The sequence below is a fragment of the Acinetobacter lwoffii genome (assembly GCF_024129595.1).
Classification (GTDB): Bacteria; Pseudomonadota; Gammaproteobacteria; order Pseudomonadales; family Moraxellaceae; genus Acinetobacter; species Acinetobacter lwoffii_O.
Genome location: NZ_JAMXXS010000029.1, coordinates 1 through 22,542, shown reverse-complemented (window position 1 = coordinate 22,542; position 22,542 = coordinate 1). Strand labels below are relative to the sequence as shown.

Genomic DNA, 22,542 nt, shown 5'->3' with positions numbered 1-22,542 from the left:
TAGAGATGGATTTTTTAGCAGATGATGAATTAACGTTAAATCAGGACGATCCTCGCTTTAAACCTAAAAGTGAGCGCGGTGGATTTAGTGACGGCGTATTAGGTACTGTTTCCGGTGTTGCCATGGGTACCATTGAGGCTGCCACTGCACCGGATGCCTTGATTCGTGGTGACAAGAAAGCAGCAGCTCTAAGAGCACAAAACCTTGAGATTTTTAAGCCTGATGATTTGGGTGGCATAGGTGAGTTTACCTATGGCCTGACCAAAGACTTTACACGTATTGGCTGGAACGCCGTCACTACTTTAGGAACAGGCGGTGTGCCAGGCTTGGCATTGAATTCTGGATTATTCGGGTACCAGACCTTTGAAGCAGAGAAATCAGACTTACTTAACAAAGGGGCGGATATACAAACAGCTCGCACCGGTGGCGCGGTTAAAGGCGTTGCAGATGCTTTGGGTTTTGCTATTCCTACCCATGGTGTGTCTAAGTCTGTAATTGCTGACGCCGTAGCTACTACCGCGCTGGCTACTGCAGCAGGTTCAGCCGGTGACTATATCGAAGGTTCATATTTAGAGAACAATGAAAATAAGAAGGTCGCTCAATACGGCGAAGCATTAAAGGAAAATGCATTAAGTCCGTCTACATTGGCAGCAAACGGCGGGATGGCCTTACTACTCAACTTATGGGCGAATAAAGGGCGATTACGGCCAGAGCAGATTAAAGACCATAGTAATGTAGATACCATGAATGATGCAGCTCATATACAGGCCAACATAGAGCATGCAGAAGGCACGAATCCATTTAGTCCAACCAATGCAAAAGAAGCCAATTCACACTTTGATGCATTGGATAGTGCAATGGAGAGTGCACTGAATGATGAGCTGGTCAGCTTAAAAGCACCAGTGACAGGCACACCTAAAGCAGTAGTAACCAGTACACCAGTGGTACCAATAACAGGTACACCGAAGGCTATTGTAAGACCAAGCGCTATCAATACTGATGAACATAAAGCGCCAGTAATAGCGGAGCTTTTGACTAATCCTGTATTTGATAAAAAACCTTGGACAAAAACGATTGTTCAGGAAGCCTCTAAACGAGGCATTAATCCAGTGGATGCCTTAATCATTTCCCATTTGGAAACTGGTGGCACTTTCAGCACTTCAATCCAGCCAAAGGACAGAAACGGTAAGTTACTATCGTCCGCTACCGGCTTATTCCAGACTTTGGATAGCACCTTTGCCCGTATGGGAGGTAAGGATAAGTTTGATGGTAATGATCAAATTAAAGCGGGCCTGAACTACTACGAGCACAATGCCAAGGTTTTCCGCAGCCACTTTAATCGAGATCCGAATGGCCTAGAACTTTACTATCTGCATTTCTTTGGTGAAGGTGGTGGACCAGTCTTTTTGAAAGCCAAAGATAATGAGCTTTTTGTAGATGTGGCCACACGCTGGAGTAAAGGCAATCAGAAGAAGACTGCAAGACAGATTGCAGAAGGTATCACTTCAAGTCATCAATTCAATGGGATGACCGTAGGGCAGGTAAAGGCCAAATACGAAAAGCGCTGGAATGATATAGCTAAACTTTATGGTGATGTCGGTTCACAGAATGCAGCACATCCTACCGAAGTCCGGGGGAGTGAATCAGAGTTCCCACAGTTTGAGTCTGATATAACTGCACCACCCGCTTACAAGTCCCAATCTGATGCTGAAATTGAATCAATGCCCTTTGTACTCAGTGCAGATGAGCATAGTGTGAAGTCACTCCAGGAGGAGTTTGAAGCCCTATCTTCTCCATTGACCAAGGAGGATCTGGAATACCTCAAGGCTACGGCGCATTATCAGTATTCTGAAGGTGGTGCTTATCGAACGCCGTATGTTGAACCTCAAGTCGATTTATCTGGGCCTGGTAATAGTGCTAACCGTAATTTGGATGTATTGGACTCGGATCTTTACCAGCTTGAGCCAGAGCAACAACGGGTTATGGTTGCTGATCCAGAATCGAATACTTTAGATATCAATAATGCCAGAACATCAGATTCAAATATTCAGCAAAACTCAATTGTTGCCGGAGTAGATAACTGGACGCCGACCAGATCGCAAAACTATCTTAAACGAGAGCGGTCAATGGATGATGGGGGGATTATTCAAGAACTACACAATAGTACTTCTAATACGACCTTCCAGCGCCAGATTAATCAGGATGGCACCATTAGCCCGGTAAAGGCTACACGTAATGGAAATGATTTATTTGCCCATCCTGCTAATGGTAAAGCCGATAGTCCTGAATTAACTACAGTACAGCATAAAGCTACCCAGGCATTAGAACGGGAGTTCTGGAAGCCGGGTAAATCTAAGGTTGATGGTGCACCGGACTTAACCAAGTCTAGCAAAGGGGAATACGGTGCATTCACTGATACGGCAGACGGTAGGGAAGCGGTTTCAATTCTAGAAGCAGATCCCGATATGGAAGTGACCTTTACGCGCCTGGATGAAAACGGGAATGAAGAAATTGTGACGATGTCATCCCGAGATCTATTGGACTATGTCAAAGAGCAAGAAGAAATCGCAAAAGATGAAATTCAGGCAGTGAAAGCATTGGCAAGCTGCGCATTAAGATTTGGGAGTGAAGCAGCATGAGAGCTGAATGTAGAGAACAAGTTGCAAAGGCATTAGGTAAAAGAAAATTAAGTGCAGCTGATAGTAATCGTATTTCATCACTGTATATCCGGGCACAAAATACTCTGGCCAGAACAGATCCTGATTGGATGTTTAAAAGTCCTGCTGAACGTGCTGAAGCGATTGCGCAGAAAACTGCTACGGATCTCGCCGTCCAGATCGCTAAGAACAATCAGAACATTGCCCGGGATGCCATCATCAAGGCCCAGCTACAGAACGAAATCTATAACCATCCTAAATTAAACCCGGTCCAAGCTTTAATGCGGAAGATTGCATACTTCTCGGATCAGAGTGGTATCCAGTCTATAGAGAAGCAATCCCAAGCCTTGCACAGTCGCTGGATGTCATTGGTTGCTGATGTGTTTACCAAGACACAGGAACGCTTTGGCATGTCAGTAAACAAGGCCATGACTGATGACATTATCCGGGTCATGTTTGGTGGCAAGTCTGATAATCCAGAAATTACGGCGATGGCCAAGGAAGTAAGTGCAGCCCTGGAGGAAATGCGTTTAGCCTTCAACCGGGCTGGTGGGAATATTAAGAAGCTCGATAACTTTGGCTTTATGACATCACATGATCAGAAGAAAGTAGCCCTAACAGATCAATCAGAATGGGTGAACGATGCATTGGCTGGAGTAGATCGTAATCAGTATGTCAAAGAGACTGGTGAGTTGATGGATGAGCTGGAGCTTAAATCCATGCTTGAGGAGATTTATAAAACCATCTCAACCAACGGCGCTAACAAAGACTTACTGATACTGAATAAACAGGCCAAAGCAGGGGCATCGCCTGTAGGTGGTCGCTCCAAGATGGCGAATCGTCACCAAGAGTCCAGGGCTTTGCATTTCAAGGATGGTGACGCATGGCTGGCGTATCAGAAGAAATATGGAACTTATGATGAAGCAGGGTTTCATGAGATTCTGAAAAACCATACTCACCGCATGAGTACAGAAGTGGCCATGATGCAGAACCTTGGATCCAATCCTCGTAATACATTTGAGTCGTTATTGGATGAAGCCAAGATCAAACTGAAAGCAGATCCACAGAATGGCATGAAACATGGTGAGATTGATAAGCAGGCTCATCGGGCCATGTCCATGTATAACACTCTGGATGCCAATACCCGGGCGATTGATTCAACCTTAGGTAACGTTATGGGTGGATTACGTGCCTTAATGGTTGCATCTAAATTAGGTGGCACCACGCTGACGACCTTTGGCGACCATGCCAGTATGAAGAAGGTCGCTAATATGCTGGGCCTGTCCTATACCAAATCGATCCTCCCTGAATACATGAAGCAATTGAAACAGGGTGCCACACGTGATGAAGCATTGCGGTTTGGCCTTGGGATTAACGAAATGGCCGGCTCAATGACCCGTTTCGGTGATGCTGATATTGTCAGTAGTGCTACCAAGTCAGGCCGCTTTAATGCACGTATGCAGGCTTTTGCTGCAACAACTATGAAACTATCAGGACTGAACGCCGTCACCGCAGGAGCGAAACGAGCGCTTAATCTGGTGCATATGAATAAGCTTGCTGAAATGACCCGTAAAACGGATTGGAAGGATCTTGGTGCAGATGATCTTAAGATCCTGCAGGGGAACGGTATTACCGAACGTGACTGGCAGTTGTGGCAGCAGCTGGAGCCAAGTAAGCGTGAAGATGGGACGGCGGTACTTTCGCAGAATGACTTCTTTAATGCACCAGATGATGTGATTAAGCAGTTCTTGCCACTGGACAAGCAGGACAATGCTAATGCACTGGCTGACTTCCGGTATAAAGCTGCTATGAAATACCAGACTCATATCTTTAATGAGGAGTCAGTCGCTATTATTGAAGCAGGTGTACGTGAACGTAGCATCATTAACTTAGGTGAAGCCGGAACTATCCAAGGGGAATTGGGCCGAACCCTATTCCAGTTCAAAGGCTTCCCATTGGCTTATATGTTCCGTATTGGTCATCGTGCCTTTGCCCAGGGAGATATTAAGAGTCGGGTGACGTTCCTAGCTTCGCTACTGGCTTATCAAACTTTAGCAGGTGCATTGATCGTTCAGACCCAGAACTTGGCCAATGGTAAGAATCCAGAGCCTGTATTTACGATTGATTTCTTTGGTAAGTCACTTCTTAAAGGTGGCGGGCTTTCCTTCCTGGGGGACATCATGTCTGCACTTTCAGATCCAACCGGTCGAAGTGCATCAGACTTTATCAGTGGCCCATTATTAGGCCAAAGCATGAAGTTGGGTATGCTGCTAACCGGTATGGGTAACAACATCATTGAGGGGAAAGAATCTACCCGGATGATGGAAGTGGCCAATACCCTGAAGAGTAATATTCCATTGCAGAATCTTTGGTACAGTAAGCTGGTCGTAGATCGAATGCTGTATTCCAAAATGCAGAATATGATTGATCCTGATTATCTACCAAGAACACAGCAGCGCCTGGAGAACTTAGGTAATAGTTACTGGTGGGATTTATCAGAAGAATAAAATTAGGAGCCTCGGCTCCTTTTTTAATTTTTAGATTACTATGTTGTATTAATATTTATAAATAGCCCAAATTCAACATCGAATGATGTGATGAGACAATTAAGGGGGAAATATGATTGGTAGAGTTTTACCCATATTACTTTTAGGGTATTCAACAGTAGCTTTAGCAGAGAATGGATTTGATCGCTCGTTAATCAATGCCAAGATAATTAATGAGAAATATGAAATTATTGATATTGATAGCTTTAACGATCTTACTCGTCAAATCACCAATGAAGTAGTTTCGACGTTACCTAGAAAGGTTGATGCTGATACAGAGCTATTAACCATGGTGGTAAGCAGACCTTTAATTTCTCAGACTTATGCGCTAAGAGATATTGAAACTAAAAAGGATTTATCGGAAAAAATAGACTTGGAAAAGTTTAGTCAATTAATTAGAAATTACGCTTGTTCCTCAGCTATTGGTACTTCTCAAGTTTATAGGGTAAATGGCACTCATTTTTCTTTTAAAGTGATTAATAGTAATTTTATGGAACTTTACAGCTATACATTCCCACTAAGAACATGTGAAGAATGAATGTGAAATACAATTCAAAGTTGCAGTTATTGCTGAACAGCTTGATTAGTATGACTACACTTTGAGGAATAATTGATGACCTTATATATCTCAACACCTGAGTTATTGAAGCGCTATGGAATTACTAAAGGTACTTTGATCAGCTGGCGAAATAAAAAGAACTTTCCTGAACCAGTCATTAAAGCGCATGGACGCTCAAGCAGTCGTTACGGGATCAAAGCAGTTGATACCTGGGAAAGAAACAGTGGATTGCTTGAATCACTTGAAATAAAGCCTCTGATAACATCACATACATAATTTTAGTAGAAAAAGGAATTTCACATCATGAAGAAGATATTAGCTTTCTCTCTAATGAGTCTTATAAGCTCAGTGGCTTTGGCTACCCCAATTACACTTCAGCATTCCAAGACCAGCTATGTGAACTCAGGGATCTGTTCCGCCGTGGTGGATGTGACGATCCATGATTTTCTTGGGGCCTATGACAAACTGTATTTAGACCTGGTGGCAAAGGACAAATCCGGCAGAGTGCAAGGGACTTCTGAGAATGTAATAACCTACGGCGATATACAAAACCTTCAAGGTAAAGCATTTGGGAATATCTTTATCGAATCAGAGACTATGTGCGGAGCGGATCGTACCTGGACAGTTCAAGTTAAGCGCGCCGTCCTGGTTGTAGATGGTAAACGAGAAGATTTATTGAAAGCTAAGAAAGTCCATATTGATGACTTTCAGCCAATGAAATTTAAAGTTGCTCCTTAAGTATTAAATCTTTGATTTTATAAAAAAGTCGACGCTAGTGGATTTCACCGATAAAGTCCTGAATCTAAGCTAAATAATGTGAGACTTAACTGGCATTAAGCCTTTATCTAAAGGAATTTCCAATCTAAATATTATGGACATATCTAGCTAAATAATTTTAAACTTGCGTAAATGCGCAAACTGAAATAATCTGCAAGTTATGGAAAGAAATCTCGAACAATATCGTACACCTGGACAAGCTCTTTCAGCTCTTCTAATTGAGAAGGGGTGGAATGGTAGAGTCTTAGCTGGGATTTTACAAATTGATGAGTCTGGCGTTAATAGGCTATTACAAGATAAAAAATCTATTTCTCCTAATTTAGCTATTATTTTTGAAGATATCTTTAAAGTGCCAGCTGAACAGTTTATTAATTTGCAAGGTCAATATGATCTAGCCAAAGCTAGACTTAAAATTATGCCAGACCCTCAGCTTGAGTATCGTGCTAAGTTATTCGGTAGTCTGCCCATAGCCGATATGATTAATCGCTCATGGCTAAATGTAGAAAATAAGAAAGATTTCAATAAGATTGAGTCAGAGTTATTACGTCTTTTTAAAGTGGATTCTTTAGAAAAGATAATAGAAATAACCCCTCATAGTGCAAAAAAGTCTAATTGTGATGATATTGCTACGCCCGTGCAGTTAGCGTGGATCAATCATGTAAAAAGAATCGCCTCGGAAATGATTGTGCCAGCCTATAGTCCAGAAAAAGGAAAAATGGCAGCTGAAAAATTAAAACCTTTACTTTATTCCGCTGAAGAAATTAGAAAAGTTCCTCGTATTCTTATGGAACACGGTATCCGCTTTGTGATTGTAGAATCGCTTAAAGGATCAAAAATGGATGGTGTATGTCTATGGTTAAATGATGGAACCTCACCAGTTATTGGAATGTCGTTACGTTTTGATAGGATTGATAATTTTTGGTTTGTATTACGCCACGAGTTAGAACATGTCATTCAGGGTCACGGTAAAATTGTTCCAAAAATCGATATAGATATTCAGCCTGGTGAAAGTGAAGACGAGGACGAAAAAATTGCAAATGAGGCTGCGGCATATTATGCAATCAGCGAGCAAAAAATGAATAGTTTTATCGCTCGTAAATATCCTTTCTTTGCTGATATCGACATTATGGGATTAGCAAATACGATTAAAGTACATCCAGGAATTATTGCTGGGAAACTTCAATACCATACGAAAAAATACAATTTATTTAGAAAGCATTTGGTTCCAATTCGACCAATTCTTACACCTTCAGCTGTAGTTGATGGCTGGGGGGATGTTTATCCACTTGAAGACTAAGGAGTAATTTTAAGTGAATCAAAATCAAGCGTTTCAAGAAGCCATAAGGCGTTATAAGAGAAAAACTGGATTATCGGAAGTTGATTTAAAGGAAGTGGCAAAGTTTGCTGTTGAACAGTTAGGTTATAAACTTCCAGAACCTGTCGATCCTTTAGATGTTTTAGCAAAAAAAATTGCTGTTGCAGCGAGAGAGGAGACTAGAACAGATAAGTCGACAGGGCGACCATACCGAGTAAACCATGCAGTACCCAAGCAAGGCTCTCAACAGTCATTATGGATTGATATTGATGAAGCTCCACGCCCATTAATACAAAAGTCATTCATGAAGCGAAGAGATGGAATTCTCGGTGATGCATTACAGTTATCATTAGATATGGATCACTGGAATAGCGTTAATTCGACTGAAGAGCCAATTCTAATTCCTATGGACTTTACAGAAGACGTAGAGGAAAGAAAGAATGCCACCAATCATATGACCGCAGATACAGAAAACAAAAAACCGATATAAAAACATATTGCTTTTATATCGGTTCTTATCTCGAGTAATTGACCAGAATTAACTGTATTAGACGAGCCTAGGAAACTTAATCTTAATACTTTTAATTTATGGTCACAAGTATAAGCCTACCTTTAGGGTGGGCTTTTTTATAATAAGTCTAATTGCCCAATTTTATATTGATAGCTTTGCCATTCACCTTCACGAGGTTCACGGCTAATACCCGTTTCAGCTCGCCATAGCTCAATTAAAGCTTCACCGTTCTCATAATTTGGAACACCACCACGCGCCCATTCAGACACAGTGGAAGCGCCAGAGACAGGTAATACAAAGGCTATTTTCTCATGTGTCCAACCAAGACGACCTAGATCCAGAATCATTCGATTAAAGTCCGGACGTTTGTAGCCACGGAGTTTGACAATAAATTCCTTTACCTTTTTTTGAGTTCTGAGGTTTATAAATCTATCTGCTGGTGACTTTTTGAATACAGTAGAGTCGATACCTTGGCCATTAATAAACATCATATTGTATTCCCCTGGATTTGATTAAGTGCATCATGATCTAGATTGGTAAATTGACAGTACTTCAGCTGGGCATGCATGTACGCAGTACCAGCTTCTCCGTGGCGGTTCTTTCCTACAATGGCCTCGGCAATACCTCGGTATTGGGATTCTTTGTTATAAACTTCGTCCCGGTACAAAAAAATAATTTGGTCGGCATCTTGTTCAATTGCACCTGATTCACGTAGATCCGACATCATTGGTCTTTTATTAGGTCGCTTCTCTAACTCACGATTGAGCTGAGATAAAAGAACAATGACGCAATCAAACTCTTTGGCCATGGCTTTCAGCTCACCGGTAAAATAAGCAATCTTTAAATCCTCCCGGGCGAATTGCTTTGTTGTCTTCATGATCTGAAGATAATCAACAAGGACCACACCGACAGAGCCATACTGATGTTTTACTTTACGGATAGATTCCCTGATATTTGCAATAGATGGTCGGGAAGTATCATTGATCTGCATTGGCACTTCTTTCAGCATCACCACGGCGTCTGTATACGCCGTAAATTCATTTTTAGGTAATAGGTGGGGGGAATTACGCACTACTCCAATATCTGCTGGTGCAATCGCGCAACAGAGACGCATGGCGATCTGTTCTTTAGGCATTTCTCCAGACATGATGAGGGCAGGCTTTTTCTGTATGACTGCTACATTGTTTGCAATGAGCTGGAGCATAGTCGTCTTACCCATTGCAGGTCGTGCAGCCACCACCATTAGGCAACCAGGTTCAACATCGCCTAGTTTCTTGTCGAGGTCATAGATACCAGTCTGGATTCCTTTAATCATCGAATTGCCAGCAATTGCAGCTTCAATCTTACGGTGCATCTCAAGAAATGTATTGGATGCAGCATCATGAATATGAAAGAGGGATTCACTTCCAGATTCAGTATTCAGATCTGCAAAAGCAGTTTGTGCATTCTGGACCAGCTCACCACGGCTCACAGTTAAGTTCCGAGCATGATTAATCACCTTCATGGCTTCAGCTTCAACTTGCCTGCATGTCGTAAGATCCTTCAATTTCTCAGCATAAGACACTAGGTTATAAAAGCTGGAAGGGGCATCACCTAAAATTTGCATGATGTATTGCTCACCACCGGCAGCTTCAGAATAGTTATGCATTTCTAGCCACTGATTTACTAATACAGCGTCATATGGTGAATTCTTCGAATCCAGATCAACTACAGCCTGAAAAATCAATTTGTGGCGTGTAGCATGGAAATCATCTTCAGTAAGTAGGTTCTCAACTTGGCCATATGAATTTGAAACAGTCATCAGTGCTGCAAGTACAGCTTGTTCAATTTGTAGATTATGAATAGGCGTATTCATTGAGGACCTCCTAATAGGCTCTTAGGCTTAGTCGGTAAATTAAGAAATGGCTGAGCAGTATTAGCTTGCTGTCCGGTCGGAGACTGACTGCCATATTCAGGATTCTGCTTTTTGTAGCGATCAAACTTGTCTACGATCCAAGCCGTGAACTTATGTAGTTTTTTACTGTCAGATAGGCCGCTATTATCAAAATAAGAGTTGAATGCACTCAGCTCGAATTCAAAGCTAGGTAGGCCAAAGATTAGGTCTATATTGTTGCCATGACCTGCCATCTTTATCTTTGTTATCAACTGATCTACATCAGGAATCCAGTCATGCTCTTGAGAGAGATTCATTGGTAGATTCCCTGATAGATTCTGCACCCCGTTTTTGGGATCATTTAACATCCCGTTTTTGGGGTTATTCAAAGCACCATTTTCGGGATCATTCCCATTTTTGGAATCATTCCGTTTTTGGGGTTGTTTAATGTTCCCGTTTTTGGGTGTATTGGCATCATCTAAATTTTGGGTATAGTCCTCACGACCCTTTACGCCGTTGAGTTTTAGAACCCTAACTCGTTTAGTTGGTCCCGTGCGTTCACCTGTATCTTCAACTAGGCCCAAGTTGATTAACTCTAAAATAACTTTTTGAACTGTTTTTTTGTCCAACACGGTATCTTTGGCCAGGCGCTCTATGCTTGGCCACGCTGTGTGTTCTTCACCGGCCCTGTCTGCTAATGAAAGCAGAACGAGACGTTGTGATGAGTTATTTACTGGAGCAGTCCAGGCCCAGCGTGTTGCATCAATGCTCACTAGATCCTCCTTGCTGATGATGGTTTTTCAGTACCGTATTCCAAAGACGTTCTGGAGTAATACGTACTGATTCAACATATGCAGCTGATGGGAGCATTGTTGTCTGATCGACAGTAGGTTTTGGCTGTACTTTAGTTTGCTCTGAGGGGGTAGAAGGCTTATCCATTTTTAGTAGCCTCCCACTGTATTTCATAATTTTCGCGTTCAATGTCGAATGTATTGCTATGGCTCCCTGCCAAGTAAGCAGCAATATGAATTAAGTGCTCAAGCGTTCCAAAGACGGCGCCATGAGTATTTTGCTTAATGGCCTCTTTGACTACTTCGACTTCATCTTTAACTTGATAGAACATGGTCTCAAGCCATGATGTGTTTTCATAAGCTAATGAATATGCATCGTGCAGATCACCCGCGTTGTAGTGATCATCGGGTTCTTGTTGATGTCTCTTAAGCTCAAGGCTATAGGTATCTGCCTGGCTGTTAGCAAGTTGCTGGGAAATTATGATTAGATTTTCTAGTTCAGCAAAAGCAGAGGAGTCAGCTCTATCATTTTCTTGTACAAATGCTTTAACGAAAGCCGTTGCTTTACTGATTTGATTGGCCAGAGTTCGAAGCTGTGTGGCAGTTTCAGATGCAAGTGAGTAAGCATTGATAATATCTGCGACACTGTAAAAAGGAATTGATTGTTCTGAAAATTGAATTTGTACTTTAGCGTTCATGATGAATGCGCTCCTATGTTTTTTGGAGCTTCGTCAATCACGACCAAATGATTTTGGAGACGAAGCTGAAAAGGGTTGGTCGACAGGTAACATAGGGAACCTGCACACTCGAAAGTGTCCCCCTCCAGCTCCGCCATAACATGCGGATGCATAGAGATTTTACGCACAAAAAAAGCCCGAAGAGCGGACTGTGCGCCTATGTTACTTTTGCAGCCGACCAAAGCTGATTCAGTGATTTTGCACCGAACACGATCAATATAGCCGATCATTTTTAATTTGAGAAGCCTTAAACAGAAAATATTTTGAAAACTCATGGCCGCTCCCCAAACCTTTTAGCTAGGATCTGCATACCTTTTGGCAATATGAAGAACTCAGTCTGTGTGTAGCTGTATGATTGACCTGAAGGCTTTACACCTTCTTTGAGTGAATACTTAGTTTCACAGTACCCGCGGTTTTCACTGTAATAAGTTGAAGCCCTGGCACCATTTAAGTAGCGATCCCAATTATGTTTTCTCAACCATTCCGCCAATGTCTGCTGTTTGATATTCAGGATCTTGCATGCTTGTTGAAATTTAACGCCGTGCTCCGTATGCGTAATCGTTTCTATGGCTTTTGACAGTACTTGGTTTTCAGCACTTAACTGGAGATTCTGTTTAGCTTGGACTTCAATCGCCTGCAGGAGATGCTGAGGATTACTGATATCAAATGCTGGGGTCTGCTGCTCAAGCTCATACCAGCGTTTTACAATTGCTGCGGTAAACTCCGGGCAGAGCTGAGCAACCACAGTAATTGAATCAAGCTTTCCTTGTTCACCAGAAAACACATATTCAGTACTTGTACGGCCGTTTGTAGGCTTTTCCACCGTTGGTGGTAAAGCTATAACGAGGCGTTCAGCTAAACGTTCGATAGTCCTTTTTACAGAATCTAGGCGTATTTTCGTAATAGCTGCAATATCCGAACTAAGCATCTGTTGCGATGGCAAAAAGGAAGTGATGGAAGTATTCATGATTAAGCCTCCAATCCTCTAGAAGCCATCCATGCTTCAACATCTTCAATACGCCATGCGGTGATGCGTTCGGTTAGCTTAATTGGGGTAGGGAACTCACCAGCGCGCACTTTGTCCCAGATAGTTGTTTCACCCATCGGGAGCAGACCCTGACGTTCAGGACGTGCTTTGATGATCCGAGTTGTTCCGTCTTTAGCGATGTACTTGCGTTCTTTACGTGCAGCCGTAGTTGCAAGTTGTGACATGCGATAAAAGCCTTTTGGCGCCGTAGTTTGTTGTTGAGTAGACATGAAAAAAACCTCTAACTATGTGCCGTACTGCAACGGCGTTAGAGGTAGTATGTTGTTGGTTCTTATATGTTAATAGATGGAAAGTTCCACTTGATCTATATTAAGTTTCACTTGATATATATTTTTCTTTGGTCCTTCCAGGCTCTCTAGAATAAGGAGGAGCTACTTCTTTAATCCAGTCTTTTAATGATATGGCCTGATCAGGCAATTCAATACGGTGTTCGGTCTGGCTTAGCTCTGCATAAACTGTAATAGCCATTTCTTTAATTTTAATTTTGTTATCCCTATCTTGACTCCATAGATAATTAGCTAGAGTTTTTGCTGCTAATTTAGCTCGTTCTCTGGCTGGGCTTATTCCACGAGGCTTTAAATCCATTTTCTTGATCAAAGTTTCACGAGTTTCAACGGGTGTACCTTTTTGAATTAAAGAGCCTTCAATAATTCTGGATAGTTGATAATGGGTTATTAGAAGATCTGTTCTAGATATGGCTTGGGGTATAGCTGGCCGTCCTTCCTTTTCAATTTTACTTTCGATCACAGGAGTTGGCGTGACAGTATTATGGCTGAACAGAGTGTTTTCCTCCCAGAGCTCAATCCAAGCAATATGGATGTTTTCTACGGAAGCAATAACATCTGCAGAAAGGGTGCATTTACCAAGCTCTCCTATCAACTCAGGGGCAAGAGGCGGCTTAAAGGCTTCTAAAAAAAGGTTCTTGGGATTTCTTGTAAAAGAATCTTGGATATCTAGAATATTGCTGAAAAAGATACCTAAGCTGCCATCGGCAACAATATTTTTTCTTAAAATTAATTCGTTAATTAGTTCTCGCTTTACCTCAAGCAGACATCCGTCACGTAAAGCTAAATTAAGTCTTGCCGTAATAATGGCCTCTAATGTGGCATCCATATCAGAATGCAGGCTGGTATAACCGCCATGTTTATCTACATCGGCATACTCCTCCCATTCTTCCGACATTTCTTCGCCGTAGGCTGCGTAACCTTCCCAGCCTCTTACAAAAATGTAGAGTTGTAAGTCATATACCAACGCCATATTTAATAGCTTCTTGGCATCATAGTAATCAACTTCCAAGGCTCGGTTTAACTCTTTTGCTGCATCTTTCAATGTATAGAAAGGAGCTGGATTTTTAATATCTTTAATATTACTCATGACCATTTATCCTTTTAGAAAACGCAGCAGAGCTATGCCATCTTGGTATTAGGTTTAAAGTGAATTAAATTTTCACTGTCATTATTTGGCTTGAATTTCGATACATCACCACCTTGACGAAGTGTGTCGAGGTAATCAGCCCAGAGCTGCATCATTTCACGTCGACGGCGTAAAAACTTGGTTCGGTTATAAGCTGTGCCATTAGGGTCTCTAACCTTATGAGCGAGCTGGTGCTCTACAATATCGGTTCTAAATTCGATTTCTTCATCCAGCAGTGTTCGCGCCGTTGCCCGGAATCCATGAGCTGTATGTTTCCCTTTAAAACCCAATCGTTTTAATACCTGGGTAAGAGTGTCTGTACTCATGCATTCAGATGAAGTTTTGACACTTGGAAAAACGTATTTTGAAGTGGTCCGCAATTCTTCAAGTTCTTTGAGAATGTCATACGCTTGAATTGATAACGGTACGATGTGGTCTTGATTGGTTTTACTTGCTGCAAAGGACAGGCATTTATTTTCAAAGTCTACCGATTCCCAAAGTAGGGTTCTGACTTCCCCAGGGCGCTGGTAGATATATGCTGATAACTTTATTGCTAACTCAGTTCTAATTCTCGTACGTGGAAAGTCTTTGGTTAAATGCCATGCTTTGCGCAATAGATCTGCCAGCTCTTTCTCATCAGTTACGGCGTTATGATTGCCCTTGATAGGTTGAGGTAGGCTAATGTCGGGAGCTGGGTTATAGGTGATGATTCGGCGCTTTAATGGAAGTTTAAGCACCATATTTATAATTGACTTTACACGCCTGGCTGATTCAAGTGCATCACGTTCAACGAGCGCATTAGTCACATCTCGTTCCAGCTGTTCGGTGGTCAACTCAGCAACCGGTAACTTTCCAATAAACGGCAATATATCTTTATTCAGCTTACGAATAGTTTCATGATCCACCTTTCCTTCACGTCTGCGAATCTCTAACCATTCTGCAGCAAATTTACTAAAAGTATTCTCTAGGGTTTTTAGCTGTTCACGTTTCTTATTATTGCGCTGCTCGGCTGGATCGATGCCATCTGCCAGCATCTTCTTAAACTCATCACGTTTGGATCTTGCTTGCTCAAGGCTAACCATTGGGTAGGTGCCGATTGCCAGGGTGTTATATTTTTGAGTTACTGGTCGACGATAATCCATTCGCCAGTATTTCGCTTCTGTTTCATCAATCAATAAATACAGTCCACCGCCGTCAGGGTGTCTCTGTTTCTTTGCGCCATTCACATCAAAGCTAAGATTTTTTACCTCTTTAGCGGTCAGTTTATTAGACTGTTTTGCCATTCTGATTTCTCCTGGTTGTCGGTATAAAATCAGCACTTTTGGGGAGTTTCTGGTCAAAACTTAGCTGATTTGGATTTATACCGACAAATATACCGACAAAGTTGTCGGTATACTACCGTTATTCCCCGTAGTGCATCGGGCATAAAAAAAGGCTTAACCCCTTTAGGATCAAGCCTTTTGCACTACGGTAAACTACCGTAAAAGTCGAATTTGGCGGTGAGAGAGGGATTCGAACCCTCGAAACGCTATAAACGTTTACACACTTTCCAGGCGTGCTCCTTCAGCCACTCGGACACCTCACCATAGGCCGAGGATAATAGCGAAAAAAACCAGCTGTGCCAAGCTGAAACAATTGATTTGCAGAAAAACTTTTAATGCGGTGCTATGATTCGCAAAAATGCTTGTTAAAAAACGAAGACAATATATGCAAAGCACTGCACAAAAGGCAGCTCTTCCGGTGATTACACTGGCTGCGCTTGGGGTCGTTTTCGGAGATATTGGTACCAGTCCGCTGTATGCACTGCGCCAATGCTTCCTTACCGCACATCTCGCCATTAGCGAAGCTTCTGTACTCGGTATCCTGTCCCTGATTTTCTGGTGCATGATGCTTACCATCAGCTTTAAATATGTCATGGTAATCATGCGTGCCGATAACAACGGCGAAGGCGGGATTATGTCACTGTTGGCATTAAACCTGCGTACCACACGAATCTCTGATCAAAAGAAAATATTCCTGATTGCTTTGGGCTTTGTCGGTGCATCGCTATTTTTCGGTGACGGGATTATTACCCCGGCAATCTCCGTGCTCTCAGCCATTGAAGGCCTGAGTATTGCCACACCCATTTTCAATCAGTGGCTGGTGCCTTTGTCGATCGGGATTCTGGCCGGACTGTTTATGGTTCAGCGACACGGCACAGCCACTATGGGCAAGTTTTTTGGACCTTTAACCATGCTCTGGTTTTTGTCGATTGGCGGTTTTGGTTTGTGGAGCATCATCCAGACCCCGTTTGTACTGTGGATGGTGAATCCCTACTGGGCCTATCATTTTGTGGTCGATCAGCCCTATGTGGCTTTTCTGACCATGGGGGCGGTGATTCTGACCATGACTGGGGGTGAAGCGATTTATGCCGATATGGGGCATTTTGGCCGTCTGCCGATTCGTCTGGCCTGGTTCATTATTGTCTTGCCATGTTTATTGCTGAATTATGCCGGGCAAGGCGCCTTGTTACTGCGTAGTCCTGAAGCACTGGCGAATCCTTTTTATATGCTGCTGCCCGACTGGGCCTTATTTCCGATGATTGGACTGGCGACTGCAGCGGCGGTGATTGCCTCACAGGCGGTCATTACTGGGGTATTTTCTATGGTCAATCAAGCCATTCAATTGCGTTATTTGCCGCGCCTGTCAGTCAAGCATACCTCTGCATTGGAGCGTGGCCAGATTTATCTGCCTTTCATTAACTGGATGCTGTTTATCTCGGTGCTGATCCTGATTTTACTGTTTGAAAATAGTGCCAATCTGGCCAGTGCTTATGGCGTTGCGGTGACCATGACCATGCTCTGTGGCACCATTCTGATCTCGATTCTGGCCTATGGCTTCTGGCGTTGGCCGGTCTGGAAAGTAGCTTTATTTGCTGTGCCATTCCTTGCATTGGATTTAGTCTTTGTGGCCTCAACGTCCTTGAAAATCGCTTCGGGTGGCTGGGTGCCAATTCTGATTGGTGCGGTACTGTTTACGATTCTCATGACCTGGAAAGACGGGCGTGCGTTGGTACTGAACCGGCTGGAACAGGATGCCTTGCCGATTGATCTGTTTATTAAAAGTATTTCGATGGGGGAAGGTACCAAGTTTGTGCCAGGCGATGCCATTTTCCTGACGGGCACACCGAATATTGTCCCGCATGCCATGCTGCATAATATTAAGCACAATAAGGTCTTACACGAACGCAATATCATGCTCACGGTGATTACCCGAGATATTCCTTTTGTCGGCAGACAGGAGCGGATTGAACTGGAAAAACTGAGTGAGCATTTTTACCGGGTGTTTATCTATTATGGTTTTAAGGATCAGCCGAATATTCCGGAAGCTTTACAACAGGCCTATGAGCAATGGGATTTTGAATATGACCTGATGCAGATCAGTTTCTTTATTTCACGTGAACGGATTATGCATACTGTGGGTGAGGGCATGGCACCATGGCGGGAAAAGCTGTTTATTTCCATGCAGCGCAATACCAGTCCGGTCAGTGATTTCTATCAGATTCCACCCAACCGTGTGGTTGAGCTGGGTACCCAGATTCAGATGTAAATAAAAAGCATAAAAAAACCAGAGGCACACTCTGGTTTTTTTATGGGAGAAACAATAAATAAATGAGCTTCAGATTATTGCTCAAGTTCTACCGCAGCCGGCACTTCAGGTGCAGCATTCAAGGGTTCTTCCATCAGCACTGGCTCTGCATCAGATTGAGCCGCAATTTCACTTTGTTCATTGCTCACATCTGCTTCAGTCACAGCCGCTTGTTGCTGTGCTTCAGGCATCGGTTGTTCTGAAGCAATAGCTGCTTGCTGTTGCTCTTCAGACATTGCTGGTACAGCTGCTTGTTGTTCTTCCAGTGCTTGTTGTGGTTGAGGCGTCGTCATAGACGTGCTGGCTTCTACTTCTGATTCAGTGGCTGGTTCAACCAGATTGGCCGGCACCTCTGCTTCATTCATACCTGGTTCTGTGACAGGTGGTTGAGGAGAAACAGTACCTGAATTTGGTGCCTGAGTCATTGCTGGATCATTGGGCATTGGTGCTTGTGTGTTTGGCATGGCTGGTTGCGGTGCTGCTGCACGCGGATCGACCAGACGGATCTGACCAGAATTCACCAAGCTTTCTAAAGAGGCTTCCTGACCATTCACCTTGGTACTAATTTTAGCTTTAGACAAGCTTTCAAGTGTTTCACCTGGTTGAACTGGTGGCTCGGCAAATGCCGCTACGCTCATCACACTTGTGAATAATCCTAAACCTAATGCTTTAGAGAGTTTGGAATTCATGATTGACACCATTGCTAATAATTTTACGAATTGAGATAGGCCGTTAGCTTTACATACTCAATCCACTGGGCCAAACAAAGCTACGCAAACACCGAGAAACCTCATTTAAAAAGAAATAAAATTAGACAGTTTGTTACAACTAGCCGGGGTTTTAGATACTTATTGTTTATTTAGTAAACGAATGGTAGGGCCAAGATATACTTCACTTATACAGCTTGTTAAGCTCGGTCAAAATCTGTATTGATCTAAAAAGTACGTGTAAGAATGGCCAAGAAGCAGCGTAAATCCAAGAACTCTTTTTCTCAGTTTTTAAATGATAATAGTATTAAAGTCATTCTGGGTGTGGTGGCTTCGAGCAGCTTCGCCATCGCTTTTGGTCAGGAAAAAATCAGTCAGTGGGTGTCACTATCCTCTTCCAGTGATTCTGCCTGTCTGAACCAGTTTTATCGGGATGTGCCGCCATATTTGATGAAAGACAGCCTGAAAAAAGACAGCTATTCGCTGTGTTTTAATGGCTTTAATGTCGGTTATTCCGGGGTATCTAAAACGCCACTTTGGGTTGCAGAAGCCTTAACGCCAGCACGCTTAAGCCAGAAAATTCCCCGTGAAGATAATTTTCATGAAGAAGATCGGGTCAGTGCGAAGCATCGTGCCACATTGGCGGATTATCGTGGTTCAGGTTATGACCGCGGTCATATGGCGCCGAATGCGGATATGCCTAACAAGGCCGCGCAGTCTGACAGTTTTTCACTGGCCAATATGGTGCCGCAAGCGCCCAAGAATAATCAGCAAGTCTGGCGAGAGCTGGAAGAAGCCACCCGTGCCATTGTGACCAAGCAGAAACAGGATGTTTATGTGGTGACAGGGCCGGTCTTTGCCGGGAAGAAGCTGAAAACCATTGGCAATGGCGTGATCGTGCCAACCGCGGTCTATAAGGCGGTTTATATGCCGAAAACCGGTGCTATTGGTGCTTACTATGCACCGAATGACAATTCACTCAAAGTGCGTATTGTCAGTGTCTGCTATCTGGAAGAACAGCTTGGAATTAACCTGTTTCCGCAGCTTACCGAAGAGCAGAAGCGCAATACCTATAAGCTACCACTGACCGGAAATGCCGTAAAAGCCAACCAGAAAATTGAATACTCCAACTGGGATGCAGAAAGCCAGTGTGCCGAAGAGGTTTCTGAAGAAAACCTGCAGGCATTACAACGCGAGTTTAAGTCTTCCGGTTCAGGCAGTTCGACCTCCTCAGCGACTGGTGGCGCGATAGACAACGCGACACAAGATGCCATCGTAAAACAGCTGATTGATGCCTTGTTGCAATATATTTTGCAGCTGTTGAAATAAGCTTGCTGAAAAAACCAGGATTCGGGTAGCATCGACATCAGACGTTCATTGAAAAATAACAAAGACAGGTGAAGAGGATATGTTTAAAGCGTTTGAAAATGGCAGCGAATCCCATGCCATTCATGATCTGACTTTGGAAAATGATCTGGACTGCGTCAGCGTGTATGGTAACTTGCAAATCACCAAGGATCAGCAGGGACTGAAAGTGGCCAAAGCCTTGCAGGCTTTTTTGAATGATGTGGTGCAACAACTGGAAAATACACCGGATTTGCCAGAAAAAATTCAGCGTGATGACCTGGATGAAATTGAAAATCCATTTTTATAAGCGTTTTTAAACGCGATGATCTGCATGTTCCATGTAAAACATGCAGAAAAATAGAATCTAGAAATCATGGCTTTTTAGATGGCTTTTATTGAAAAGCCTAATTTTTTTGCTCCCGCAATATCTCCAAACACCAGCCAGAACGTGCCGAGTAATTCGGCAAGATATTTATCCATATTTTAAGCCCTTATTTTTATATTTATCATCAGGTCATAGGGGGAAGGGATTTAAGTCATGAACGCTGCTTGAAGCCCGTATATCAAACCAACATGCTGGTGGTTTAAGCAGCTGACATATTCTGTTGGCGCCACTGCTGCGGCGTTAGTTGGGTCCATTGCTTAAAGGCACGCTGAAACGCACTCTGTTCAGAATAACCGAGTAACATGGCAGTTTCCTGCAAACTCAAGTGCGGATCTTTCAGATATTGCATCGCCATCATGCAGCGGATTTCCTGCATACATTGCTGATAGGTTTTGCCCTGTTTCTGCAAATGGCGTTGTAACTGACGCACGGAAAAATTCATCTGCTCGGCAATATGCTCGATCTGGAACAGGTTTTTTTGCAGGCCAATCAGAATTGCCTGTTGCAGTTGCTGATCAATGAGGGTGGAGTGCGGAAATTTTTCTAGCAATGCTTTGGCCTGTTGCATCAGCAGTTTCTGCAAGGTCTGGTCGCCCTGTTTCAGCGGTCTGGACAGTTCACTGACATGCATCAATACCTGATTTCTGGCTTGAGAAAAGCGGACTTTACAGCCGAAATACTGCTCATAGAGTGCAATATTTTTAGGCATTGCATGCTGGAAATGCACTTCATATAACTGAACCCCGTGCGGGTTCTGAACATTGGCTTTCACGAATTCCGTCATTAGCGCAATCGCGATTTCATCGGTCAGTTGGGTATTCAGATGAAAGGGAACTTCAACCCAGCCAATCGACAGATAATCGCCTTGCCACTGCAGCTGAAGGGGGCCACCATCATAAATCAGACGATGATAATCATGATAGCGCATAAAGGCTTCACCCAAGGTCTCACTTGAGAGTGCCAGATAGCCAATAATACCGAGGTGTTTAGCTTCAACCAGCTGGGCGATTTCTAGGCCTAAAGCCGGTCGCTGTAGCTGTTGATCAAGTGTTGTTAACAGATCACGCCACAGGGCGAAATCAAAGCGTTCCAGATTTTGAATGGCCAATAATTTCTCAGGGACTTCAAGCTGTTTCAACTGATAATAGTCCAAAAGTAAATGTCCTAAACCACCGTATACTGAACCTACGTAGTTTTTTAGAACCAGCATTTTTAATTCTTTTATTTTGTCGTATTTTGTCAATCATATTGAATATTTTGGTCAATATCTAGTCTTTTATTTAGCCTATATTAAAAATAGACCAAGAGGTAAAAGATTATGTGGAAAGGTTTTCTGGCAGGACTTGTCGTCGCAAATGGATTTGAATGGTTTGCACATAAATATGTATTGCATGGTGTTCACCGGCCGGGACAGAGCCGTTATAGTCCGGTACCCGAGAGTATGCGCTCACACTGGGAGCATCACCGGATTGTGCGAAAAACGGAATTTTCCGATTTCGGCTATGTAGAAGGACTGGACAACTGGCGTACCCACAATGAAATTGCCTCACTGGCAGTCGTCGCGACCGTTTTTGGACTCAGTTTTTATCCTTTTTCCAAAGGCATGTCACTGGCCGCCCTATATAGTGCAGGCAACTATTATTATTTACATCGCCGGGCTCATCTGGAACCAGAATGGGCCAAAAAGAAATTGCCCTGGCATTATGATCATCATATGAATAGCAATCAGGATGCCAACTGGTGCGTGACCAAGCCCTGGTTTGACTATCTGCTCGGTACCCGGGTGATTTCCTCGGCAGATTTGCAGGAACAGAATCCTTTAGGTTTGAGCTTGCCTGCACCGATCTCGAAAAAACTGAACCGCTGGGCAGAGCAATATTTTCCGGTTAAATCGGCCGATGCTTCCTCTAAAATAGCGAAAAATACTGCAAAAAATACGTAATGAAGCAGTTAAATACGCAGGTTATGGAGTAAACAGGGCTTTGTCGTGATTTGTCAATAAAATACGATTGTATTGTCAATATTGTCCTGTGGATCTCACTTATATTTGCTCCTGTCGGTGAGCAAAGCCTCATACTGATAATGTTTCTGGGTGTAATGAGTTATTTTGAATACCAAGTGCTGTAGTCTTATCTTGGTTTTATAAGGAGTCGAAAGACCACTGCTGTCCCATAGTTTGCTTTAAATAAAAAAACCTGAGTCCTAACAGTTAAAATATGAGTGCAAACAAACACTTTAACGACCAGGAT

22 protein-coding genes and 1 tRNA gene are annotated in these 22,542 nt (G+C 43.0%); 11 read left to right on the top strand and 12 right to left on the bottom strand.

Annotated features, from left to right (window positions below; all coding sequences use genetic code 11):
• The first annotated feature begins 5 nt into the window (after positions 1 to 5).
• The 7 genes from NI466_RS12310 (at position 6) to NI466_RS12280 (ending at position 8,344) form a co-directional block, all read left to right on the top strand.
• Positions 6 to 2,639, top strand: coding sequence for a lysozyme family protein (locus tag NI466_RS12310; RefSeq protein ID WP_180134834.1), 2,634 nt, complete (start codon positions 6 to 8; stop codon positions 2,637 to 2,639).
• Positions 2,636 to 5,164, top strand: a complete 2,529-nt coding sequence (locus tag NI466_RS12305) for a hypothetical protein (RefSeq protein WP_057049030.1) — start codon at positions 2,636 to 2,638, stop codon at positions 5,162 to 5,164. The genes NI466_RS12310 and NI466_RS12305 overlap by 4 nt, the downstream gene beginning before the upstream one ends.
• 112 nt (positions 5,165 to 5,276) lie before the next feature.
• Positions 5,277 to 5,741: a hypothetical protein gene (locus tag NI466_RS12300; protein WP_155861681.1), complete on the top strand. Its 465-nt coding sequence runs from the start codon at positions 5,277 to 5,279 to the stop codon at positions 5,739 to 5,741.
• 75 nt (positions 5,742 to 5,816) lie between these two features.
• A complete protein-coding gene (locus NI466_RS12295; RefSeq protein WP_004964761.1) occupies positions 5,817 to 6,038 on the top strand; it encodes a hypothetical protein in 222 nt (73 codons plus the stop codon).
• A 27-nt stretch (positions 6,039 to 6,065) separates the two neighbouring features.
• Complete coding sequence (locus NI466_RS12290) at positions 6,066 to 6,500, top strand: hypothetical protein (protein WP_155861682.1); 435 nt, start codon at positions 6,066 to 6,068, stop codon at positions 6,498 to 6,500.
• A gap of 199 nt (positions 6,501 to 6,699) precedes the next feature.
• Positions 6,700 to 7,836, top strand: a complete 1,137-nt coding sequence (locus NI466_RS12285; RefSeq protein WP_180134833.1) for an XRE family transcriptional regulator — start codon at positions 6,700 to 6,702, stop codon at positions 7,834 to 7,836.
• A gap of 13 nt (positions 7,837 to 7,849) precedes the next feature.
• Positions 7,850 to 8,344 (top strand): hypothetical protein, encoded by a 495-nt coding sequence (locus NI466_RS12280; RefSeq protein WP_180134832.1) that lies wholly within the window; start codon positions 7,850 to 7,852, stop codon positions 8,342 to 8,344.
• A 137-nt stretch (positions 8,345 to 8,481) separates the two neighbouring features.
• Here NI466_RS12280 and NI466_RS12275 read toward each other — a convergent pair whose 3' ends face one another.
• The 10 genes from NI466_RS12275 to NI466_RS12230 all read right to left on the bottom strand — a co-directional run bounded on the left by NI466_RS12275 (position 8,482) and on the right by NI466_RS12230 (position 15,812).
• Complete coding sequence (locus tag NI466_RS12275) at positions 8,482 to 8,856, bottom strand: hypothetical protein (RefSeq protein ID WP_180134831.1); 375 nt, start codon at positions 8,854 to 8,856, stop codon at positions 8,482 to 8,484.
• A complete protein-coding gene (locus NI466_RS12270) occupies positions 8,853 to 10,220 on the bottom strand; it encodes a replicative DNA helicase (RefSeq protein WP_180134830.1) in 1,368 nt (455 codons plus the stop codon). Before NI466_RS12270 ends, NI466_RS12275 begins: the two co-directional genes overlap by 4 nt.
• The gene (locus NI466_RS12265) at positions 10,217 to 11,011 is read right to left on the bottom strand and encodes a helix-turn-helix domain-containing protein (protein WP_253146647.1); all 795 of its coding nucleotides are present in this window, start codon (positions 11,009 to 11,011) and stop codon (positions 10,217 to 10,219) included. The genes NI466_RS12270 and NI466_RS12265 overlap by 4 nt, the downstream gene beginning before the upstream one ends.
• Before the next feature lie 158 nt (positions 11,012 to 11,169).
• Positions 11,170 to 11,727, bottom strand: a complete 558-nt coding sequence (locus NI466_RS12260) for a hypothetical protein (protein ID WP_180134827.1) — start codon at positions 11,725 to 11,727, stop codon at positions 11,170 to 11,172.
• A complete protein-coding gene (locus tag NI466_RS12255) occupies positions 11,724 to 12,041 on the bottom strand; it encodes a hypothetical protein (protein WP_180134826.1) in 318 nt (105 codons plus the stop codon). The genes NI466_RS12260 and NI466_RS12255 overlap by 4 nt, the downstream gene beginning before the upstream one ends.
• Positions 12,038 to 12,733: a phage antirepressor KilAC domain-containing protein gene (locus NI466_RS12250; protein WP_180066413.1), complete on the bottom strand. Its 696-nt coding sequence runs from the start codon at positions 12,731 to 12,733 to the stop codon at positions 12,038 to 12,040. Before NI466_RS12250 ends, NI466_RS12255 begins: the two co-directional genes overlap by 4 nt.
• Before the next feature lie 2 nt (positions 12,734 to 12,735).
• The gene (locus NI466_RS12245) at positions 12,736 to 13,023 is read right to left on the bottom strand and encodes a helix-turn-helix transcriptional regulator (protein ID WP_111034214.1); all 288 of its coding nucleotides are present in this window, start codon (positions 13,021 to 13,023) and stop codon (positions 12,736 to 12,738) included.
• A gap of 100 nt (positions 13,024 to 13,123) precedes the next feature.
• Positions 13,124 to 14,188, bottom strand: coding sequence for a hypothetical protein (locus tag NI466_RS12240; RefSeq protein ID WP_180134825.1), 1,065 nt, complete (start codon positions 14,186 to 14,188; stop codon positions 13,124 to 13,126).
• Positions 14,189 to 14,220: 32 nt separating this feature from the next.
• Positions 14,221 to 15,510, bottom strand: a complete 1,290-nt coding sequence (locus NI466_RS12235; RefSeq protein WP_253173735.1) for a tyrosine-type recombinase/integrase — start codon at positions 15,508 to 15,510, stop codon at positions 14,221 to 14,223.
• 211 nt (positions 15,511 to 15,721) lie between these two features.
• Positions 15,722 to 15,812: transfer RNA gene (locus tag NI466_RS12230), tRNA-Ser, on the bottom strand.
• A 122-nt stretch (positions 15,813 to 15,934) separates the two neighbouring features.
• On the opposite strand from NI466_RS12230, the gene NI466_RS12225 reads away from it, so the two are divergent.
• Positions 15,935 to 17,815, top strand: a complete 1,881-nt coding sequence (locus tag NI466_RS12225; protein ID WP_253173733.1) for a potassium transporter Kup — start codon at positions 15,935 to 15,937, stop codon at positions 17,813 to 17,815.
• Positions 17,816 to 17,889: 74 nt separating this feature from the next.
• On the opposite strand, the gene NI466_RS12220 is transcribed toward NI466_RS12225, so the two are convergent.
• Positions 17,890 to 18,543 carry a hypothetical protein gene (locus NI466_RS12220; protein ID WP_253173731.1) on the bottom strand — a complete coding sequence of 218 codons (654 nt, stop codon included), beginning with the start codon at positions 18,541 to 18,543 and terminating at the stop codon, positions 17,890 to 17,892.
• A gap of 264 nt (positions 18,544 to 18,807) precedes the next feature.
• On the opposite strand from NI466_RS12220, the gene NI466_RS12215 reads away from it, so the two are divergent.
• Complete coding sequence (locus NI466_RS12215) at positions 18,808 to 19,890, top strand: DNA/RNA non-specific endonuclease (protein WP_247143289.1); 1,083 nt, start codon at positions 18,808 to 18,810, stop codon at positions 19,888 to 19,890.
• Positions 19,891 to 19,969: 79 nt separating this feature from the next.
• Positions 19,970 to 20,215, top strand: a complete 246-nt coding sequence (locus NI466_RS12210) for a hypothetical protein (protein ID WP_005250397.1) — start codon at positions 19,970 to 19,972, stop codon at positions 20,213 to 20,215.
• 277 nt (positions 20,216 to 20,492) lie between these two features.
• Here the strand turns inward: NI466_RS12210 and NI466_RS12205 are convergent, their stop codons facing one another.
• A complete protein-coding gene (locus tag NI466_RS12205; RefSeq protein ID WP_005250402.1) occupies positions 20,493 to 21,503 on the bottom strand; it encodes an AraC family transcriptional regulator in 1,011 nt (336 codons plus the stop codon).
• A gap of 108 nt (positions 21,504 to 21,611) precedes the next feature.
• On the opposite strand from NI466_RS12205, the gene NI466_RS12200 reads away from it, so the two are divergent.
• Positions 21,612 to 22,235, top strand: a complete 624-nt coding sequence (locus NI466_RS12200) for a sterol desaturase family protein (RefSeq protein WP_253173729.1) — start codon at positions 21,612 to 21,614, stop codon at positions 22,233 to 22,235.
• Positions 22,236 to 22,542 lie beyond the last annotated feature (307 nt).

Bases quoted from the DNA above. Each gene is read 5' to 3' on its own strand.
- NI466_RS12305 (WP_057049030.1), top strand. From the start codon at position 2,636: ATGAGAGCTGAATGTAGAGAACAAGTTGCAAAGGCATTAGGTAAAAGA.
- NI466_RS12295 (WP_004964761.1), top strand. From the start codon at position 5,817: ATGACCTTATATATCTCAACACCTGAGTTATTGAAGCGCTATGGAATT.
- NI466_RS12260 (WP_180134827.1), bottom strand. From the start codon at position 11,727: ATGAACGCTAAAGTACAAATTCAATTTTCAGAACAATCAATTCCTTTT.
- NI466_RS12275 (WP_180134831.1), bottom strand. From the start codon at position 8,856: ATGATGTTTATTAATGGCCAAGGTATCGACTCTACTGTATTCAAAAAG.
- NI466_RS12270 (WP_180134830.1), bottom strand. From the start codon at position 10,220: ATGAATACGCCTATTCATAATCTACAAATTGAACAAGCTGTACTTGCA.
- NI466_RS12290 (WP_155861682.1), top strand. From the start codon at position 6,066: ATGAAGAAGATATTAGCTTTCTCTCTAATGAGTCTTATAAGCTCAGTG.
- NI466_RS12285 (WP_180134833.1), top strand. From the start codon at position 6,700: ATGGAAAGAAATCTCGAACAATATCGTACACCTGGACAAGCTCTTTCA.
- NI466_RS12205 (WP_005250402.1), bottom strand. From the start codon at position 21,503: ATGCTGGTTCTAAAAAACTACGTAGGTTCAGTATACGGTGGTTTAGGA.
- NI466_RS12225 (WP_253173733.1), top strand. From the start codon at position 15,935: ATGCAAAGCACTGCACAAAAGGCAGCTCTTCCGGTGATTACACTGGCT.
- NI466_RS12200 (WP_253173729.1), top strand. From the start codon at position 21,612: ATGTGGAAAGGTTTTCTGGCAGGACTTGTCGTCGCAAATGGATTTGAA.
- NI466_RS12245 (WP_111034214.1), bottom strand. From the start codon at position 13,023: ATGTCTACTCAACAACAAACTACGGCGCCAAAAGGCTTTTATCGCATG.
- NI466_RS12235 (WP_253173735.1), bottom strand. From the start codon at position 15,510: ATGGCAAAACAGTCTAATAAACTGACCGCTAAAGAGGTAAAAAATCTT.
- NI466_RS12220 (WP_253173731.1), bottom strand. From the start codon at position 18,543: ATGAATTCCAAACTCTCTAAAGCATTAGGTTTAGGATTATTCACAAGT.
- NI466_RS12310 (WP_180134834.1), top strand. From the start codon at position 6: ATGGATTTTTTAGCAGATGATGAATTAACGTTAAATCAGGACGATCCT.
- NI466_RS12210 (WP_005250397.1), top strand. From the start codon at position 19,970: ATGTTTAAAGCGTTTGAAAATGGCAGCGAATCCCATGCCATTCATGAT.
- NI466_RS12215 (WP_247143289.1), top strand. From the start codon at position 18,808: ATGGCCAAGAAGCAGCGTAAATCCAAGAACTCTTTTTCTCAGTTTTTA.
- NI466_RS12300 (WP_155861681.1), top strand. From the start codon at position 5,277: ATGATTGGTAGAGTTTTACCCATATTACTTTTAGGGTATTCAACAGTA.
- NI466_RS12240 (WP_180134825.1), bottom strand. From the start codon at position 14,188: ATGAGTAATATTAAAGATATTAAAAATCCAGCTCCTTTCTATACATTG.
- NI466_RS12250 (WP_180066413.1), bottom strand. From the start codon at position 12,733: ATGAATACTTCCATCACTTCCTTTTTGCCATCGCAACAGATGCTTAGT.
- NI466_RS12255 (WP_180134826.1), bottom strand. From the start codon at position 12,041: ATGAGTTTTCAAAATATTTTCTGTTTAAGGCTTCTCAAATTAAAAATG.